Source organism: Allorhodopirellula solitaria (assembly GCF_007859855.1).
In the GTDB taxonomy this organism is placed as follows: Bacteria; Planctomycetota; Planctomycetia; order Pirellulales; family Pirellulaceae; genus Rhodopirellula; species Rhodopirellula solitaria.
The window spans coordinates 381,032-400,548 of the sequence record NZ_SJPK01000004.1 but is presented as its reverse complement, the minus strand read 5'-3'; the positions used below and the strand labels follow the sequence as shown (position 1 = coordinate 400,548).

17 protein-coding genes are annotated in these 19,517 nt (G+C 59.0%); 15 read left to right on the top strand and 2 right to left on the bottom strand.

All coding sequences use genetic code 11. The annotated features are described in order from the left end of the window. Positions 1–108 precede the first annotated feature (108 nt). Entirely contained in the window at positions 109–1,050 is a 942-nt protein-coding gene (locus CA85_RS10200; RefSeq protein ID WP_246112668.1) for a single-stranded-DNA-specific exonuclease RecJ, read from the top strand. A 1,406-nt stretch (positions 1,051–2,456) separates the two neighbouring features. Here the strand turns inward: CA85_RS10200 and CA85_RS26105 are convergent. Beyond that, entirely contained in the window at positions 2,457–2,738 is a 282-nt protein-coding gene (locus CA85_RS26105) for a transposase (RefSeq protein WP_391564856.1), read from the bottom strand. Here CA85_RS26105 and CA85_RS10190 point away from each other — a divergent pair. The 6 genes from CA85_RS10190 (at position 2,679) to CA85_RS10165 (ending at position 8,123) form a co-directional block, all read left to right on the top strand. Further along, a complete protein-coding gene (locus tag CA85_RS10190) occupies positions 2,679–3,065 on the top strand; it encodes a hypothetical protein (protein ID WP_246112667.1) in 387 nt (128 codons plus the stop codon). The two genes, CA85_RS26105 and CA85_RS10190, sit on opposite strands and share 60 nt — an antisense overlap. Positions 3,066–3,724: 659 nt before the next feature. Next, complete coding sequence (locus CA85_RS10185) at positions 3,725–4,249, top strand: four helix bundle protein (protein WP_146391220.1); 525 nt, start codon at positions 3,725–3,727, stop codon at positions 4,247–4,249. Further along, on the top strand, positions 4,221–4,682 hold the full coding sequence (locus tag CA85_RS10180) for a hypothetical protein (RefSeq protein ID WP_146391219.1): 462 nt from the start codon (positions 4,221–4,223) through the stop codon (positions 4,680–4,682). The genes CA85_RS10185 and CA85_RS10180 overlap by 29 nt, the downstream gene beginning before the upstream one ends. 110 nt (positions 4,683–4,792) lie before the next feature. Then, complete coding sequence (locus tag CA85_RS10175; RefSeq protein ID WP_146391218.1) at positions 4,793–5,680, top strand: AlbA family DNA-binding domain-containing protein; 888 nt, start codon at positions 4,793–4,795, stop codon at positions 5,678–5,680. A 766-nt stretch (positions 5,681–6,446) separates the two neighbouring features. Continuing rightward, positions 6,447–7,802: a homoserine dehydrogenase gene (locus tag CA85_RS10170; protein ID WP_146391217.1), complete on the top strand. Its 1,356-nt coding sequence runs from the start codon at positions 6,447–6,449 to the stop codon at positions 7,800–7,802. A gap of 120 nt (positions 7,803–7,922) precedes the next feature. Next, positions 7,923–8,123 (top strand): small basic protein, encoded by a 201-nt coding sequence (locus CA85_RS10165; RefSeq protein ID WP_146391216.1) that lies wholly within the window; start codon positions 7,923–7,925, stop codon positions 8,121–8,123. An 842-nt stretch (positions 8,124–8,965) separates the two neighbouring features. Here CA85_RS10165 and CA85_RS10160 read toward each other — a convergent pair. Then, the gene (locus CA85_RS10160) at positions 8,966–9,295 is read right to left on the bottom strand and encodes a hypothetical protein (protein ID WP_246112666.1); all 330 of its coding nucleotides are present in this window, start codon (positions 9,293–9,295) and stop codon (positions 8,966–8,968) included. Between the two features lie 113 nt (positions 9,296–9,408). On the opposite strand from CA85_RS10160, the gene CA85_RS10155 reads away from it, so the two are divergent. From CA85_RS10155 to purL, 8 genes are all read left to right on the top strand, one after another. Then, the gene (locus CA85_RS10155; RefSeq protein WP_391564851.1) at positions 9,409–10,101 is read left to right on the top strand and encodes a family 16 glycoside hydrolase; all 693 of its coding nucleotides are present in this window, start codon (positions 9,409–9,411) and stop codon (positions 10,099–10,101) included. 116 nt (positions 10,102–10,217) lie between these two features. Then, positions 10,218–11,219: a porphobilinogen synthase gene (hemB, locus tag CA85_RS10150; protein ID WP_261344710.1), complete on the top strand. Its 1,002-nt coding sequence runs from the start codon at positions 10,218–10,220 to the stop codon at positions 11,217–11,219. After that, on the top strand, positions 11,216–11,920 hold the full coding sequence (locus CA85_RS10145; protein WP_146391214.1) for a class I SAM-dependent methyltransferase: 705 nt from the start codon (positions 11,216–11,218) through the stop codon (positions 11,918–11,920). Before hemB ends, CA85_RS10145 begins: the two co-directional genes overlap by 4 nt. Further along, positions 11,917–12,921, top strand: coding sequence for a Gfo/Idh/MocA family protein (locus tag CA85_RS10140; RefSeq protein ID WP_146391213.1), 1,005 nt, complete (start codon positions 11,917–11,919; stop codon positions 12,919–12,921). The genes CA85_RS10145 and CA85_RS10140 overlap by 4 nt, the downstream gene beginning before the upstream one ends. Positions 12,922–12,927: 6 nt before the next feature. Then, positions 12,928–13,794 carry an ATP-dependent sacrificial sulfur transferase LarE gene (larE, locus tag CA85_RS10135; RefSeq protein WP_146391212.1) on the top strand — a complete coding sequence of 289 codons (867 nt, stop codon included), beginning with the start codon at positions 12,928–12,930 and terminating at the stop codon, positions 13,792–13,794. Beyond that, positions 13,791–15,428, top strand: a complete 1,638-nt coding sequence (locus tag CA85_RS10130) for a serine/threonine protein kinase (RefSeq protein ID WP_146391211.1) — start codon at positions 13,791–13,793, stop codon at positions 15,426–15,428. The genes larE and CA85_RS10130 overlap by 4 nt, the downstream gene beginning before the upstream one ends. An 82-nt stretch (positions 15,429–15,510) precedes the next feature. After that, complete coding sequence (locus CA85_RS10125; protein ID WP_246112665.1) at positions 15,511–16,461, top strand: prephenate dehydrogenase; 951 nt, start codon at positions 15,511–15,513, stop codon at positions 16,459–16,461. Between the two features lie 36 nt (positions 16,462–16,497). Then, positions 16,498–19,512 (top strand): phosphoribosylformylglycinamidine synthase subunit PurL, encoded by a 3,015-nt coding sequence (gene purL, locus CA85_RS10120; RefSeq protein ID WP_146391209.1) that lies wholly within the window; start codon positions 16,498–16,500, stop codon positions 19,510–19,512. Positions 19,513–19,517 lie beyond the last annotated feature (5 nt).

Sequence of the window (19,517 nt, the reverse complement as noted above, 5' to 3'; positions counted from 1 at the left end):
GGTGGAGACGATCGCAAGAAGGCTCAATCTGGAATCCACCATGCGACCGCGAGGAAGACAAAAAGTCCGAGTCGACCAGCCAGAGCAAATCAAAGAGGCCTGACCCATTTGGCTTCGTTCCAAGTCTCCGAGCTGACCACCGAGAGCGTCTCCTTCACGCTCGCCCCCCGGCTCAACGCGGCCGGTCGGCTCGGCCAAGCCCCGCTGGCAATCGAGCTGATGACGATCGAGGCCGGCGAACGGGCCGGGATGCTGGCGGAGTACATCGATGGGCTCAACGGTACCCGGGACACGCTGCAGCGGAGCGTCCAGCTGGCGGCGCAGAAACAGATCAAGGAGCAATTCGATGCTGAGTCCGACGCGGCCCTGGTCCTCGGCGGCGTCGGTTGGCACGCCGGCGTGATCGGTGTCGTCGCCGGGCGGCTAGCCGAACAATACGCCAAACCCGTGATCATTCTGTCGCTCGACCAAGCCGGGAAAGCCGATGCGGTCGGCTCCGGCCGCGTCGGTGGAACGGGGGTCAACCTGTTTGAGGCACTCCAGGAATGCGAGAATCGGCTCGTTCGATTCGGTGGTCACCCCGCCGCGGGCGGTTTGACGATCAGCGAATCGGAGATCGAAGCCTTCCGAGGTGACTTCTGCGAAGCCGTTGCCCGGCAGTGGGCCGAGCAGGAGATCGAGCCAACGATCCAAATCGATGCCGAAGCCCCGCTGGGGCAACTGAATCTGCACATCATGAAACAGATCGAGACCATGGCCCCGTTCGGTGCGGGCAACCCGCGGCCGATCCTGATGGGCCGCGGCGTGGAGCTGGCCGAGCCAGCCAAAAAGATGGGCAAGAGCGAGCGGCACCTCACCGTGAGGCTAAAACAGGGCGACAAAGTCATCCGCGGCGTGGCTTTCGGCGCCGCCGATTGGTGCGACCCACTCAACGACTGCGCCGGCCCCCTCGAAATTGCCTACCGCCCCGTGATCAACGAGTTCCGTGGCTACAAAAGCGTCGAAATCCATCTCGTCGACTGGCGCGAACAAGCCGTCGCCCCCGCCTGACCTGGCGCAATAGTAGCCAGACGGCTCCGCCCGTCTAAGCTAACACAATAGCAGCCAACCGGCTCCGCCCGCCTGAGCTAACACAATAGTAGCCAGACGGCTCCGACCGTCTGAGCTAACACAATAGCAGCCAGACGGCTCCGACCGTCTAAGCTAACACAATAGCAGCCAGACGGCTCCGCCCGTCTAAGCTAACACAATAGCAGCCAACCGGCTCCGACCGTCTGAGCTAACACAATAGTAGCCAGACGGCTCCGCCCGTCTGAGCTAGCACCGATTCGCAATTCGGACAAAATTTGTCGATGGAATATGCCAACGGCGCGAGCCCCCTTGGTTACCAGCAAGTATCCCGACAGGGATGATCGAAAATAGCCGGTGGTTTGAGCGTAAGCGAACACCACCGGATCAGACGCGAGACGCAAGAGCCAACCCCGAATAGCGTTGAAGATCATTCATGCCGGGATCTGCGACCCACGTCGGGGTCGCCGCTCCACGACCAACGAGACACCGCAGGTGGCGCTGAGCTGACCTACGACTATTCTCTTCAACGCCTCCGGCGCAGGAAGACTTGCGGGGCTCAACAGCTCGTCGCCTCCTGTTGGTTACCCACAACCAGATCCCCTGTCAGCTTGTCTGACAGGAATCCTCGTTTTGTGATTAGAAAAATTGAGCGTTCACCGCACTCGCGTGTAGGCTTGCCCCGCATGACAGTAAAGACTGTCGGCTTGGTTTCCTGTCAGACAAGCTGACAGGGGAACGCGTGTCGACGTCACGGGCTTCTAATTTCAGGTTCATCGGCAGAATCTGTGGGTGAAATCGACTCGCTGACCGTGCAGGCACGCCGCGCTCTGCAAATCCCATCCAGGACGTTGGATTTTGAGAGGCCTGGGCTCCTGCGTCCAATAATTTTGGTTTTCACATGACATTGCGTTCCAATCGTATTGCCGGGAGAAACGGACTGGAGCAAGAATGGCGTGGACTCAAGCAGGTTGACTCGAGTTTCACGGGCATCTGTTTTCGCTTCCGTCCGGCTTGTCCGGGCGGAGCGGCAACTGCAAGCTACCTGCAAAACGCCCTCGCCAGATCGATCTCCGCTCCGGACTTGTCCCGGCGGAATCAGCGAAGCAAGTCGTGTGACCGCCGGGACAAGCCCGAAACGGAGCACCGTTTCTACTTCGCATTTTTTCGGTAGCTGCCAGTTGATTCCTCCGCCGAGACAAGCTCGACGGAAGGATGTCTCACAGGCGGCAATCGCTTAAGTCCACGCCATTCGAGCCGAGCTCTGCAGCGGTGCTGGCTTGGCAAGGGATATCTCGGTCGCCAGCGTTTCCCTGCAATAGCGGTACGCCAATGGTGTTGTCGGTCCCTGGCGAGCGTTTGTTCGTCAGGGACGCATTTTTGAACGATCATTGGATACGAGAGCCATGCCTCAAAAAGAACCTTCCGCTGTGCTCTGCGCACGCTTCCGCCGGATGAACCCAAAATAAGATTCTCAGGTGGTAGTTCTTGAACGAACGAAACCGCCGGACGGCGGATTTGATCGACTGAATCTTGCTGTTGAATCCTTCTGAAAGAGCATTTGTGACGCCGTGATTGAAGTGAGTTTTCTGCGTTCCTAACCAAAAGAGGTGCTTGGGACGACGAAGAAGTGGCTCGTCGCTGGTGGATGCCGTTGCTCTGCCAGCGATCAGTCACAGGCATCCGTCGTAGCGAAACCACGCCAGGAGCGTCGTGATTCGTTCTTGTCACCGGTCGCCATTGACGAGCTACTCGATCCGAGCGGTCCCTGCGCGAGTGAATCGGAGCAGCGTTGCAGTGATAAGGGATTCCTGGCCATGCCACTGGAACGTTACTTGGAATTGTTGGATTGGACGGCCCCGGCAATCCGCTCCTGGCAAGCGAGGCAAAACACCGGTGAGCGTCCGGACGCTGTGGACGCGATGCGAATTCATCGCACTCATCGTCGCTACCACTTGCGTCGTCGAGCCCGAGAGATCTTCGCAATCGCTGATTAGGATCGGCGATTTCTCAGTCAGTATCTCATCGGCGTCACGCGAACGCGGCAGCGACGCCGATAACGGAGAAGGCGCGCTTTGTGGCGAGAAACAGCGGCAAACGCGATCAATTCCCAACCAACGCGTAAGAAGGACGCCGTGAAGAGAAGGCCCCCTCAGCCACAGTATTCGCCAACCCGCCGACAAAGTGCTCTGTCCCGCCGTTCTTCCCTGTCCGCCCGTTCTTCCCGTTCTGTCTCGGCCTCGAACAACATGCGGGAACATTGCAGGGTCGTTTCGCGATTGACAGCCAATTCGTTTACCAGGCCCTGGGGGAACGTCATCGCATACCGCCGCAGCCACTTCGGGAACCAAAACCCGGTCGCTCTCCCCCACGCCATCGGCAGACGCCACCGCGATCTCAAGCTTCCAAAGTGTCATCAGAATGATCCTTCGAGTTAGCGAGGTTGCTTTTGCGGCCCGAGAAGACTACCATCAACTACCACCACAGCGGCCTGCGGGGTATGGGGCAAACACCCCCACTCACCCAGGTCGTATTGGCAAAATTCACGAATACGACCCTACTGACAAGGGTTGAAGCTATTGTTCTGGCACAAAGTGGCCATCGTGCTCGTGCTCAGTGAAACGGTGCTCGTGCTCGTAATCGAAATGGCGCAACCATGACCGAACCAATCTTCGACCACGATCGACTCGACGTCTACCGTTTGTCAATCGGATACGTCGCTGCTGCATTCGACGTTTCGAAATCGCTGAGCGGTTTGCATCGCCACGCTCGTGATCAATGGCTTCGCGCTGCTCAATCGATTCCGCTGAACATCGCCGAGGGTAACGGCAAGCGCAGCTTGAAAGATCGTGCTCGATTTTTCGACATTGCTCGCGGATCTGCGTTTGAATGTGCTGCGATTCAAGATGTTCTGGTTGCGACGGACGGTTTGGAGGACGTGGCGAGTCGAGAACTGAAACGGATGCTCAAACGAATTGTCTCGATGCTAACTCGAATGGCGATGAAGTTTGACGGCGTTAGGGAGCCGTCGGTAGACTATGAGCTGGGGAACGATTACGAGCACGAGCACGAGCGCCGCGATGCTGAGCACGAGCACGAAAGAAAGCCAGAACCAAGCCGTGCACCTAAGGACGGCTTGCGAGATTATACCAATGGAAAATCAATCGTCCGTCCTAGGTGACGGCAACCGTTATTTGATTGAGGATGGTGTGAATCCCTACACGGAACCGGTGTCAGCGCAAGACGAACCTTCGCCATCAAGCTTGGTCAACCCTGCAAAGCCATTGCTGCTCTTGATTGGTGGCGTCTACGTCGCCTTCGCGCCGCTCGCGTTTCTCTCGGGTTTGCAAGCTGGGCTTCACGTAATGGCCGGAGCCGTTTGCATGCTTACTCTCGGTGCGGCCACAATATGGTTGGCGTGTGTTGACTTCACTCGATTCGCCAAATGGGCAACGATCATATGGGGTTCGATTCTCGGCGCGTTTTTTGTCTATCTCACAATCTCAACCTTTGATTCAACTGAAATAGCTGGATCGGTGTTTTTCGCGATTGCATCCTTTGTTACAATTTCTATTCCGTTGCTCGCACTATTCGGAACCTATCGCGGCGAATAACAATGCCGTGAACCGGAGTCGCGTGTCAAGCGTTTTGGCAATGGCAAAAAGTTTTTCGACGCGACCCGGTTACGGCTAGCGTTACCCCAATCTGAGACGACTCAGCTTGAATGTCACATATAGACATCACCAATATTGATACGCTCGCGATTCCGTTTTCGGAAGACGACGAGTTTGAGTTCAAATCTAGCGCGACGCCACACAAAGAGCTTGGTAAGAAGATTGCCTGCGCCGTTTCCGGCTTCGCAAATGCAGGCGGCGGCGTCTTCATTGCGGGGGTTGACGCGAACGGCGACCCTGATGGTGGTTTTGCGCCGCAGGTTGGGCGACAAGATTTGCGAGATTGGGTCGATCAGATCGTTCATCAAGTTACGCCCACGCCGAGCTATGAAATCAAGTTGTTAGATGACGCCCAAGGCAGGGGCACGCTAAATAGCGGATGTAGCGTAGTTGCGATCGCGATCGAAGAGAGTTTCCTCGGCCCGCACATGGCGTCAGACAACAAGTACTACATTCGCGCAGGCGCTCACACGGTTCCTGCACGACATTTCATCGTTGAAGCCATTTGGGCAAAACGACATTACGCGAAGCCACGCCTGACGCATTTGTTCCGGACAAAACCGACCAACTCTCAGTCTGTGCAACTTGGGATTCTCGCCTTGACGTCGTCGCCAGCTGTAGACATCAAGATCAATCTTGCGCCGTTGGGCGAGTTGCTCGCTCGGCTAGAGCAGTATTTCCCGCTTCGAGTACCGGTTATTGACAGTGAGCATCCGTTCTTTTTCGATGTCTCTACTTGGACGATGATGAAGGATCGTTTTGGCGAAAACGTGGAACTCGACGTGAACTACCACGACTTGATGGGCAATTCCTATCAGTACAAAACGGTCTTGGACATTGAAGCGTCATTTGGACCAATGCGTCTTGACGCGGATGCAGCAGAGAAGGTAGCGAAATCCCTCGAATCTATCGACAAGTCACTCAAATCTCGTAAATAGAATGGGGTAACCAAGCGATGCAACGGAGCCGGGCTTGCGAGGTTTCACGAATGGACAACCAACTCTCCCGGCCCGCTGATCGCCACCGTTCGTCCTTGTGAGATACAGATTGGCTATCGCGTTTCCTTCCACGCTTCCAAAAGACGATGCGGTTACTCTGTGGTCGCTGCAACAACAACTGCTTTCAGAAGCCGAGTCACAATTTGGACAACGAGACGAAACCAAGCATATCTATCAGCCCATTTTTCGTGAGCAAGATTAAGGGGTGCGATCCGCGTAGTGCGCCTGTGATCCGGCGAGATTGGTATTCATGAAAAGAGGCTTCCTCCTGCAAAATGTTGGTGCTCAAACTAACACCGCAGGAAAGGAAGCCTCATGGATGTCAAAGGTATCGTCGGAAGCCTCACTCAAGCAATCGCAGATTCTGAAATTCAATCCCCAATCGTCTCATCTCCCGCGTCCGACGTCGTTGCCAAAGAACCAAACGCAAGGCAAAACCAGGAACAATGGAGTTGCTCGCCGACCCAAACCTCCTCGAGTACTGCTTAACTTGATGCCTATGAGGTCAGCGCAGCGCCACCTGCGGTGTCACTTTGTGAGGGGAGAATCGAGCGTTTCGCGTTAGAGGAACAAAAATGCGATAGAGAAACAGGGCGTCAACCCCGGCCTTTTCGCAGCCCAGCACTAGGGTGCCACGAATCGACGAGCTCGTTTATCATGCTCGCTTTCTTTATTCTTTCGCTCCCTCGATCCCCTTCGGACTGAAATGCCATCACCGCGTACTGCTCGTGATCCATCTCGCACCAACGTCGCCATCATTGGCATGGGAACAGTCGGTGCCGGCGTCGCCCGGCTGTTGATTGACCATGGGGACCGCACCGCACGACATGCGGGCAAGACGATTTGGTTGTCCAAGGCCGTCGTTCGCGATCTCAACAAGCCGCGCGGCATCGATTTGCCTGCGGGGATCCTGACGGACTCGATCGACGAAGTCATCGACGATCCTGAGATCGACGTCATCGTCCAATTGATTGGCGGTCTCAGCCCGGCCCGAGAGGTGATGCTGCGGGCGATGGAAGCGGGCAAGGACATCGTGACCGCCAACAAGGCGTTGCTGGCCGAGCATGGTGGCGAACTCTTCACGCGGGCGCAGCAACTCGGACGCAGCATCGCGTTTGAAGCTGCCGTGGCCGGGGGTGTCCCGATCGTCTCGAACATCAGCCAGTGTTTGTCGGCCAACCAGGTGCTCTCGATGGAGGGGATTCTCAACGGCACGAGCAATTTCATCGTCTCGCAGATGGAAGAGAAGCATGCTGGGTACGAGCCAACGGTCAAGCTCGCCCAGGAACTCGGTTATGCCGAAGCCGACCCCGCGATGGACGTCGACGGCACCGATGCGGCTCAGAAGCTCGCGATTTTGTCGCATCTCGCCTTCGGCGCAACCGTGGATTGGCGAGACATCCCCCGGGACGGCATCGATCGTCTCGATCCGGTCGACCTGCAGTACGCGGCGCAGCTGGGTTATCGAATCAAACTACTCGCCTCGGCGCGGCTGATCGACGGCGAGCTTGAACTGTCGGTGGCCCCCACCCTGGTACGCAAGGGCACGCCGATGGCCGAGGTGCGTGACGCCTACAATGCGATTCGCGTCGTTGGTGATGCCGTCGGCCCCGTCTTCTATCATGGGCTCGGGGCGGGCCAGATGCCGACCGCGTCGGCGGTGGTTGCCGATTTGATCGATACCGCTGTGGGGCGAACCCAGCTCACCTTTCAAACGCTCGAGTATTTCGCCGAAGGCCGTCCGGCCCGGACGGTCCAGCGGGATGTTGGCAAGCTGCGTGGCCGCTATTACCTCCGCCTGCACGTCTCCAATCACCCCGGAACCCTGGCCACGATTGCCGGAGTGCTCGCCGAGCACGAGATGTCCATCGCCTCTGTGATCCAGCACGAAGAGCGGCGCGGCGCGTCCGAGGCCACAGGCAGCTCGGGCAGCGAGGCGTTTGTTCCGTTAGTGATCATGACTCACGAAGCGAGCGAGGGGGCTGCGAGCGAGGCCACCCAGCGAATCGCTGCATTGCCATCGGTCGAAGGCCGAGCCGTGCGGATGCCCGTACGAGAATAATCGCTGGCCTCAACGTTTTGCTGAGGTTGCCAGTCTGCGGGCGGTTCGCTAAACTCGCCCACCAGACGGTCGCATCGTCTCCTAACATATCCCTCCAACTCTGTTTTCAGATTCGCCGCCATGACCATGGATCGTAGCCTCAAGGTGCAAGCCGGGGCCATTAAAAGCCGCAACGTACTCACCCGCGCCGAACGGGTCGCACGTCTGAAAGAACTTGACCGCTTCGACGAGAGTGCCGGCATCATCGGCATGGCCAAGACGCGGGTCCAGAAGATCTCGTTGAAGAAGAAGAAGAAGGTCAAGAAGGCCGAAGAAAAATAAGCGCGGCGTCAATCTCAGGATTGACGTATCCAAGTTTCTCAAACTGCGTAGCGGATCCGCCGGCGCAGGAATTCTCGCGGCCCCGATTAGAAATGATCGGCTTAAGCCGATGGGCGATCGGCCCCGACTGTCGATTCAATCGACGTGGTCGCCACCATAGTGAGCCGAGTGGCTGCCGAATTGTTAATTCATTCGATGTTGGCCCCGCAATGTTGAGCCGAGGGCCTTACGGCCAATGCCATTTGCTTTCGACCGCGAAGCGGCCTTGGTAACCCGACGCGTCAGCGAGGCGACGAGCCCTGCGTCCCAAGGACTCGTCGCCTCCTGTCGATTACCCTCAAGTATCCCGAAAGGGATGATAGAAAATATCCGTACGTCAGCGCAGCGCCACCTACGGTTGTTCGTTGAAGATGGAGCGTCGACCCCGAAGTGGGTCGCGGACCTCGTCGTGAATGATCTTCCACCCCATTCGGGGTTGGCACGCGCGTTTCGCGGAGTTTCCGGTGGTGTTCGCTTGCGCTCAAACCACCGGCTATTTTCTAAAACGCCTTCGGCGTACGAAGACTTGTGGGTAATAACCAGCTCGTCGCCTCGTCCGCTACGACAGAAATTGATTGTGCGTTGCTTACGCGTCTCCGCTCAATTGATCGACGAACCGGTAGGGGCCCGAGTATCTCCGCCTTCCCGGTCGCTGATCACGCGATCGATTTAGTTCGTCGACAGCGAAATAGCGTGAGATCATCAGCGAGGGATCACATCGAATTCCTCGCTCACACTTCGGGCTATCAAATCGACAGCCCGGTCAGTCGCCTGGCAAATTTCTCGACGTGATCCCAAGTGGATCACTCGCCCGAGGCTGGCCCGTCTTGCTCAGCGGCTAGCTTCGCTGCTTTTTTCTCGGCGCGTTTGGCAACATGCTCGGTGGCGATCTGTTCCATTGTTTTGACTTCATCGGGAGCCTTCTTGTCGAATTGGCGCTCGTAAAGCATCTCGATGAACTCGACCAGTGGCAGTTTCCACGGCTGTTTGTCGCGATTCGCGTAGCTGCCAAACTTTTTCGGGCTGAGGCCGAGTTCTCGCGCCATTTGAATATGGGTGTGGGACAGGTGAAACTTCCTTCTCGCGTCGATCCAAGGTTGGAATTTGTGGGGGATGCGTTTCTTTTGGGCCATGGCAAAATGATTTGGAAGGAGTGCGCGTCAACGGTGATTTCCCCTGACTCGTGTTAGGTTACAATACCAGCCGTTTTTCCGCACGCCGCACAACACGAGAATGGAACCACATTATGCCGACACTCTGCCATCGATGGATGCTACTGGGATGCCTCAGCGCGTTATTGCCGATGCCCGGCATCGTCGTCGCCGACGATCCAAGCGGCGCGGCGGCTGCCTCGGCCGACTCGGAAGCGGTCTTCCACGACGACTTTGAGTCGGGTCTCGACCGGTGGGAAATATTGGATCCCGCCACTTGGAAGCTTTCTGAGCGAGACGGCAATCACACGATCGAAATCACCGCCCGCCAGTCCGCATACGCACCGCCGGTCCGCAGCCCGCTGCACGTCGCGTTGATCAAGGATTTGGAACTGAGCGATTTTGAGATCACGTTCCGTGTTCGCAGCACGAAGGATACCGGCAATCACCGCGATTGCTGTGTTTTCTTTGACTACCAGGACGACCAGCATTTTTATTACGTGCACCTCGGCGCCCGCCCAGACCCGCATAGCGGGCAGATTATGGTCGTCGAAGAAGCCCCGCGTTTGGCGTTGACGAAGAACGAGAAGCCCACGCCTTGGGACAGCGATTGGCACCAGGTCAAAGTGGTTCGCGATGCCGAGAGCGGTAAGATCCAGGTGTATTTTGACGACATGGAAACGCCGCACATGGAAACCACCGACAAGCGTTTTCAGAGCGGCAGGATCGGCATTGGTTCCTTCGACGACATGAACGAATTCGACGACGTGACCGTACGCGGTCACTAAAACACCGAGGCATGCCGCTCAGGCATGTTTTCGAGTTTCTTGATTCTCAGCGGTGCGCAGCGGTCCCACGCTCCGCACCCTTCCGCCAGCCCCAATCATCTGTGACGCTCCCTGCTGTGCCCTTTCCACCCCGTGCCCCCTTCCCCGCCACTCGACTGCGACGCGTCCGAGCCCATGATTGGACCCGCCGTTTGACAAGAGAGAACTCGCTCAGCGCGAGCGATCTGATCTGGCCCCTGTTCGTGTTTGATGGCTCCGGGTCGCAGCCCGTCGCTAGTCTTCCCGGCGTGTCTCGGTTGGGGATACGCGAGGCTGTGGCAGCGGCCCGGCGTGCGGTGGACCTGGGGATTCCGGCGATCGCGCTGTTTCCAGCTACCGATCCGAGTCGGAAGTCAGACGATGCTCGGGAGGCATTCAATCCGGACAATCTCGTCTGCCGGGTGACACGTGAAATCAAAGATGCCGTGGGTGATGCCGTGGGCGTGATTCTCGACGTGGCACTGGATCCCTATAGCAGCCATGGGCAGGATGGCCTGGTTCGCGATGGCCGAGTGATCAACGATGAAACCATCGACGTCTTGTGCCAGCAAAGTGTTGTGCAGGCAGACGCCGGATGCGATGTGATCGCGCCGAGCGACATGATGGACGGACGGATTGGACGCATTCGTAGCGCACTCGATGCGGCCGGGCATGGTGATACACAAATCATGTCCTACGCCGCCAAGTATGCCAGCGCATTCTATGGCCCGTTCCGTGATGCAGTCGGCTCGGCATCGAACCTGGGGGCAGCGGACAAGAAAACCTATCAACAATCCCCGTCGCAGTCCGATGAGGCGATCCACGAGGTTGCTTTGGATCTGAGCGAGGGCGCCGACAGTGTGATGGTCAAACCAGGGATGCCTTATCTCGACATCGTCGCGCGAGTGAAGCAGACCTTTGGTGTTCCGACATTCGCGTATCAGGTCAGCGGTGAATACGCGATGTTGCAAGCGGCGGGCGATGCAGGTTACTTAGACCGCGATGCGGTGATGATGGAGAGTTTGCTGGCATTCAAACGCGCCGGCGCCGACGGGATTTTGACATACTTTGCTGAAGCGGCTGCGGAGCGATTGCCATGACCACCGAAACCACGAACCGGCCACTCGGATTCCCGTGGCATTGGGAGGACACGTTGATCGCGGGTCGAATTCGGCCACTCGCGGCGGCTTCGGATCCCGACGGGATGTTGCTCGACGCCTGCCGCCGTCAGGATGACGGCGAAGAAGGTGTCATCGATCCGTTCTGGGCCACGACCTGGCGGGCCGCTTCGGGGCTCGATCGATATCTCGACCGTGTCGACATTCATGGTCAACGCGTGCTCGAGGTCGGCTGTGGCACCGGTCATGCTGGCATCGCGGCAATCCTGAGAGGGGCGCAGGTGACAATGACTGATGGGGTCGAAGATCCTCTGCACCTGGTGCGTTTGAGCCTATCGCGTCTGGGGCTCAAAGCGGATGTGCGAGTGCTGCGGTTGGGCCAAGATCAGATCATCGAGAGCGATCACGCGGAGTCTGCGACTACGAAATTCCCGTTCATTTTAGGCAGCGACGTGACCTATTTGCGTGAGCTATGGCCGGCTCTATTGATCACCGCCGAGGACCATTTGAGCCCGGGGGGGCAATTATTGCTCAGCGATCCCAATCGCGTGATCGGTAACGAGTTTCGCGAGTGGCTTCGGAGCGAGGCCCCGGCCTGGGATTATCGCCAGGAATCCGTCACACTCGAGGATGACGCGGAGCATCCCATTCGAATTATGTGTCTGAGCAGGAGAGCTAGATGATACGTGCGGCAGTCGTTGGTGTTGGTTTTATGGGCTGGATTCATGCCCTGGCGTATCGTCGCAGCGAGGCGGCTGAGATGGCGGGGTTCGCCAGTCGCAGTGCGACCAAGCGAGCGGGTGATTGGCGGGGGATTCAAGGTAACTTCGGCCCGCCGGGTGAACAGTTCGATGTCTCGGACATGATCGTCCGCGAAGACCTCGATGGATTGCTCGCTGATGATTCGATCGACCTCATCGACATCTGCCTGCCACCGCATTTGCACGTCGACGCCGTACTCGCGGCGCTGGCCGCCGGCAAACACGTGCTCTGCGAGAAACCGCTGGCGTTGACCGCGAGCGAGGCCGAGCGATTGACTTCGGAAGCGGCTCCTGGGCAACTGATGGTTGGCCACATCCTGCCGCTGATGCCTGAGTTCGCCTTGCTAGCTCGATTGAAGGCTGACGGCCGATTGGGACGTGTGGTCAGCGGTCGTTTCCAGCGCACGATCGGCCCCCCGGACTGGATCCCTGATTTTTACGACCTGAGTCGCGTTGGCGGACCGCTGCTCGATCTTCAGGTTCACGACGCGCACTTGATTCGGCTGCTCTTCGGCATGCCATCGGCAGTGCATACGGCATCGCACGACCGCGACGGCGTGCCGAAACGATACGAAACGGTACTGGATTACGACGATGCGGTGGTTAGCATTGGCGGTGGCGTCATCGATTCGCCCGCCCGCCCGTTCACGCACGGGTACGAGGTTTCGTTTGAACAGGCGACGGTGCGATTCGAGTTCGCCGCCTATTCCGATGGCACCACCGATTCGATCTCGCCAGTGATCTTGCACAACGACGGCCGGATCGAGCGACCGGAGCTCGGCGGTGGGGATCCGATCGATGCCTTTACTACCGAAGTGGACCTCGCGGCTTCCGTGGTCGGCGGCGCACCATTGCCCCCCGTCCTCGACCCGCAGATCGCTACCGACGCACTCAAAATCTGCGAAATGCAGATGCGAAAGTAATCGCCCATGAACATCGGCTGCTCTTCGTCGCAGGACAATGACATTGCGGAACGACTCATCGATTCGATCGGATCGATGGGCAATGTCGTGATCGCATTCTCAGGGGGCGTCGACAGTAGCGTGGTGGCCGCGGCAGCGACCCGTGCGATGAACCGACCGGGGCGAGGGAGCTGTCTGGCGGTGACCGCCCGCTCCCCTTCGTTGGCGAGCTGGCAGGCAGAGCTGGCGAGCCGGGTGGCTGGCGAGATCGGGATCGCGCACGATTTCGTCGCGACAGATGAGATCGAACGCGACGGCTACGTACAGAACGGAGCGGACCGTTGTTTTTATTGCAAACAGACGCTCTATGAGTTCCTGCAACCGATCGCGGTGGAGCGAAACGCCGTGATCCTGTCGGGGACAAATCTTGACGACCTCGGTGATCACCGGCCGGGTTTAGTGGCGGGAAATCTCGCTGATGTCCGCACGCCTTTGGCGGATCTCGGGATCGATAAACAAACCGTCCGCGGGATCGCGGACTGGTTCGGGCTCAGCAATGCGGACTTGCCTGCCTCGCCATGTTTGGCGAGCCGGATCGCCTACAACGTGGAGGTGACGAGCGATCGTTTGGCACGGATTGATGCGGCTGAAACCTGGTTGCGAGAACGTGGCGTCGGGGATCTGCGAGTGCGTTTACATGCCGGGGAACTCGCACGCATCGAAGTGATGCCCGAGAGATTGATGGACGTCGTCGAACTCCAGCAGCAGGATTCGCTCGTGGCGGCATTCACTGAGATGGGATTCCGCAACGTGACGCTGGATCTACGGGGCCTGCGAAGCGGCAGCATGAATGAAGCGTTGGTGACCCTATCGAGCATGCAGGTGAACCGATGAGCGATTTGGTCGGGTGTCGAATCGGTGATTTTCAAGTCCTGCGGCGGCTTGGTAGCGGTGGGATGGCCGATGTCTATGCCGCTCGCCAACTCGCTCTCGGGCGCGACGTGGCTTTGAAGGTACTCCGATCGGTTGCCGAGAATGATGACGATCACCTCAAGCGATTCCGGCGTGAAGCCCAGGCGGCGGCAAGGTTGAACCACCCGTCCATCGTGCAAATTTATGAATTTGGCGAGATCGATGGCGTGCATTTCATTGCCCAAGAACTGGTCGATGGCATCAACCTCAAACAAGCGGTCGACCGAGAGGGACCGTTCTCAGCCGACCAAGCTGTCAAGGTACTGCGCAGTGTTGGAAACGCCCTCCAAGTCGCCCATGCCGGCGGCGTGACGCACCGCGACATCAAGCCAGAAAACATCATGCGGGGCGCCCATGATGTCATCAAAGTCACTGATTTTGGCCTGGCGCGAATGCTGACCCAGGCCGACTCGAGCACCGCGAACCTGACCCGCGCCGGGTTGACTCTTGGCACGCCCCGCTACATGAGCCCTGAACAGATCCAAGGCGGCAAGGTGGACGCCCGCAGCGACCTGTATTCGCTCGGTGTCACCATGTATCACCTGTTGACTGGCTCGGCTCCGTTTGATGGCGATGAAGCTCTCGCTTTGGCGGTGAAGCACTTGCATGACACGCCACGGCCAATCGATCACGTCCGCGGGAAGGCGGACCTGCCCGCGTGGTTGGTATCGCTCGTGATGCGCTGCCTGCAAAAAGCGCCTGAGGCGCGCGTCCAATCGGCGACCGAACTACTGCAAATCGTGCAGACGCACTCTCCGGAAAGCTCGTCGAGCATTGAGATGCCGGCAGCGAGGCCCCGCTCCCGGGAAGCTCAGGGGAAGGGAGGGCCATCCGAGCCGATGGCCGAAACGACGCAGTCTCCCGCGATCACGTCCCAGACGGCTGCCGTGACGACGCAGTCGGATGCTGCGACGACGGCATCGAGCGGCACAGTGAGCTCAGCGACCATTGAGCTGCAGCGTGTCGTCGACTCAGCTCGCCAGAACCAATCGCGGCAGCAGTCCCGCCATCGGCTGACCTTGGTAGCGGTTGTCCTGGCGAGCCTGGTCAGCGGCGTCGGCGGCTGGATGGCGGCCCAGGCCTCTCGGCCGCGATCGATCGCAAGTGAACTCCGCGGTCCCATCGTGGCCGTCGCCGACACGATTGAGCAGCAGTACCTCACCGCCCTGACACGCAATGACGCACCGGCGTGGCAAGCGGTACTGGATTTCCCGATCCCACCGGATTCGCCTCAATCGGACTATCACGATAAGGCCAAATTGCAGCTGGCGAGGTTGTATATCGAGCAAGGTGATTACCCGGCTGCATCCCGGATCCTCGACGAACTGCAGCAGTCGACGTCGGTGAAGCGGCTGTATCTGCTGCTGGCCAAGGTCGAGCGGCACACGATCGCCATGATCACAGGTGACCAGGGTAGAGCGTCTCGTTTGAAGACGCAGATCAACGACAACTTTGCGGAGCTCTCAGTTGCCAACCCGGCCGCGGCCCAGCAATTTCGCCGGATCGTGCCCGAGTCCGAGCGGCTCAACCTGGGCTTGGTCGAAGGCGTCAACTGAGAGCCGGAAGTCTGCTGTTTTGTAGGGGATGCTCTCGCCAGAGGACTGGGCTTGGTCTGTCCGATGCGATATTCTGCTGCGCGTGAATATCTCAGATTTTGCTAACGAATCGTCGTCGTCTCCCATCCGCACAGTCGCTGTGATCGGGCTGGGGTTGCTCGGTGGGAGCGTCGCGAAATCGCTGCGAAGATCCGTCGGCGAAGCCAGTCCTCGCGTGATCGGTTGGGGGCGGCGGCCCGAAACCCGCGAATTTGCGATCAATCATGACTTGGTCGATGCGGTCTCGGACGATTTCGTCGAGGCCTCGAGGCTGGCGGACCTGGTAGTCATTGCCACCCCAGTGGACCGGATTGCTCAGTACGCGATCGAAGTCGCCAAGGAGTGCCCCAACGTGTTGATCACGGACGTCGGCAGCACCAAGCGTGGTATTGTCGACGCGGTGGCAGCGGCCCCGCGTGCGGCGACCCGGTTTGTCGCGGCGCATCCGATCGCCGGCAGTGAGAAAACGGGGATCGAGTTTGCTCGTGACGACCTGTTCGATCAAAAATCGATCGTGATCACCCCGTCGGGCCACGAGGTCGCAGGCGCGGTCGACGCCGTCGATCAGTTTTGGAGATCGACCGGAGGCCGGACACGCCGTTTGTCTCCACAACAGCACGACGAGATGATGGCAGTGACGTCGCACGCCCCCCACCTGATTTCAGCCATGGTGGCCCGGCAGGTTCCTGACGAGGCGATCGCGTTGGTTGGCCGCGGTTGGCTCGATACCACGCGGATTGCCGCGGGCGACGAAGGCTTGTGGACCTCGATCGTGACTGAAAATCGAGCCGCTATCCTTGCAGCAATGCAGGCGGCGGCACAAGATTTGTCGCGGTTAGTCGAGATCATCGAAACCGCCGACGACGAGGCCCTGACCGAGTACCTCCGAGCAGCCCGCCAGCAACGCGAATCGGCCCGGCCGCCGCGGAACCCATCCGCTCCAGCAAAGGCCGTCAAAACCGTCCCGCCCCCGAACATCCATCCTCCACGTTAAAACTCTCCTTTCTTCTCCCAAAATCGAGTTCCAGACATGCCGCTTTGGCAAATCGACATTCATCCGGCACCGCAACAGCTCGACCGGATGGGACTGCATACTGCAGACGAAATCTACCAGCTCGGTTTGGGCAGCGACCTGACCGTTGCTGCGGCTCGAGGTTTTCTCGTCGAGGGCGAGATCAGTGAGCAGCAGGCCCGTTCGATCGCAGCGACGCTGTTGGCCGACACGGTGACCGAGCGGATTGTCGTGGGACAAATCAGCGAGAATGAACCCGGGGACAGCGATCTGTTGTCCGAACCGCCAGAGTCGATGATGGAGAACCTCGCCGAACGCGGTGTGGAAGACCAACCGCACCTGGTCCATGTGATGAGCAAGCCGGGGGTGATGGATCCGGTCGCCGCGAGCACCCAGAACGCTCTCGCCGACAGCGGCCTCGATGCGGAGGCGGTCAAGACCTTCCGCAAGTACTGGATTTCGGGAGTCGACCAGAGCGGGCTCGATGCGATTTGTCGCCGGGCACTTTCCAATGACTCGATCGAAACCTTCGTGGTCGGCCCGTTGCGGATGAACGAGCTCGGCGTGGGGTCGCAGGGGCAATTCGAATTGGTGCGGGTCCCCATCCGCAGTCTCGATGACGCGGGGCTCGAAAAGCTGTCCAAAGAAGGGCAACTGTATCTGACACTTGTCGAAATGCAGACGATCCGCGACCACTTCGCATCGCTCGACCGGGATCCGACCGACATTGAGCTAGAAACGATCGCGCAGACTTGGTCCGAACACTGCAGTCACAAAACGCTGGCCGGTCGCATCCATTATCGTGGTCCAGCAACTGATGGCACCGCTGACGGTGACGAGCGTCAATACGACAACATGCTCAAGGAAACGATCTTTGCTGCGACGCAGTCGATTCGCCGCACGCTCGGCGACGACGATTGGTGCGTGAGCGTGTTCAAGGACAACGCCGGCATCGTCACCTTCGATGAAGATGACCATGTTTGTTTCAAGGTCGAAACGCACAACCACCCCTCGGCGCTCGAACCCTATGGCGGTGCCAATACGGGGATCGGCGGCGTGATCCGCGATCCGATGGGCACGGGCATGGGTGCCAAGCCGATCTGCAACACCGACGTGTTCTGTTTCGCGCCACCGGACGTGACGCCTGATGAGCTGCCGCCGGGAGTTTTGCATCCGCGCCGCGTGATTCAGGGCGTGGTCTCGGGAGTCCGCGATTATGGCAACCGAATGGGCATCCCGACGGTCAACGGCGCCGTCTATTTCGATCGTCGTTATCTCGGCAATCCGTTGGTGTACTGCGGCAACGTCGGCATCATCCCGGTGGGAATGGAGGACAAAGAGGTCAAGCCGAACGATTTGATCGTGGCGGTTGGCGGGCGGACCGGCCGCGATGGAATTCACGGGGCCACGTTCAGTAGCGCCGAATTGACGAGTGAATCGGAAACGCTGTCCGGCGGCGCCGTTCAGATCGGCAACGCGATCACGGAAAAGATGGTCCTCGATGTGTTGCTGCAAGCCCGTGACCGGGGGCTCTACAACGCGGTCACCGATTGTGGGGCGGGCGGGTTCAGTAGCGCCGTCGGCGAGATGGGCGAGGAGCTTGGAGCCGAGGTGTGGCTGGAGAAAGCGCCGCTGAAATACGATGGCCTGACCTACACGGAAATCTGGATCTCCGAAGCCCAGGAGCGGATGGTCTTTGCCGTACCCGAATCGAAGTGGGATGAACTGCGGGAGCTGTGCGAGAGCGAAGGCGTGGAGGCGGCGGCGATCGGTCGCTTCGTACCGACAGGCCGACTGCAGTTGACCTATCAGGGCGAGATGGTTGGTGACGTGGCCATGGAATTTCTGCACGATGGACGTCCTCCCGTCATCCGTGACGCCGTCTATCATCCTCCACAGGTAACCCCGCTAGGTATCGAGAGCCGCGATGCCGCCACTAACACGCAAACACTGCTATCGATCCTGGGCAGTTACAACGTGGCGAGCAAGCACTGGGTGATCCGGCAGTACGATCACGAAGTGCAAGCGGGCAGCGTTGTCAAACCGCTCGTCGGCCCGCAGTGCGATGGCCCGGGCGATGCCGCCGTCGTGCGTCCTAAGCTCAACAGCCAACGCGGGTTGGTGATCTCGTGCGGAATGAACCCCCACTACGGCGATTTTGATACCTATCACATGGCGACGTCCGCGATCGATGAGGCGATGCGAAACGCCGTCGCCGTGGGTGCCGATCCAGCCAAGATTGCGATCCTCGATAATTTCTGTTGGGGTTACACCGATCGGGCGGAAACCCTCGGCTCACTCGTCCGCAGTGCAATCGCATGCCAGGACATGGCTGTGGTGCTTCAAACCCCATTCGTCAGCGGCAAGGACAGTCTCAATAACGAGTTCAGTTACTTCGGTGACGACGGTCAAAAGCAGACGATCGCGATCCCGCCGAGCCTTTTGATCAGCGCGATGGGCCAGATCGCCGACGTCAGCAAGGCGATCACCATGGACCTCAAGGAGACCGGCAATGTGCTGATGCTCGTTGGACGGACGCGGCGGGAACTCGGAGGATCGCATTTCGGTCTCGTTGAGAACGTGAGCGGCGGCGACGTGCCGCGAGTCGACGCGGTCTATGCCAAGGAAGTATTCGCAACCGTCCACGCGGCAATCATGAACAGTGAAATCCGCTCCTGTCACGATTTGAGCGAGGGCGGTTTGGCCGTCGCGGCCGTCGAGATGTCTCTCGCGGGCGGGCTCGGTCTGGAGCTTTCGCTCGCCGATGTCTCACGTACCGACGGCGAGGGTGACCCACTGACAAGCAGCGAAATTCTCTTCAGTGAATCCAACACCCGGTTCTTGATCGAGGTCGCGCCCGACCAGGTCGCTGCAGTGAGCGAGCGAATGAGCGGGGCGGGTGTGCCGCTGACGCGACTCGGCGAAGTGACGTCCGGAACGACTGTGCAGATCGAAGATGGCGATGACGTGGTCCTCGACGTTGAGATCGCGGCTGCGAAATCGGCATGGCAAGCACCTCTGGATTGGCACTGAATCGC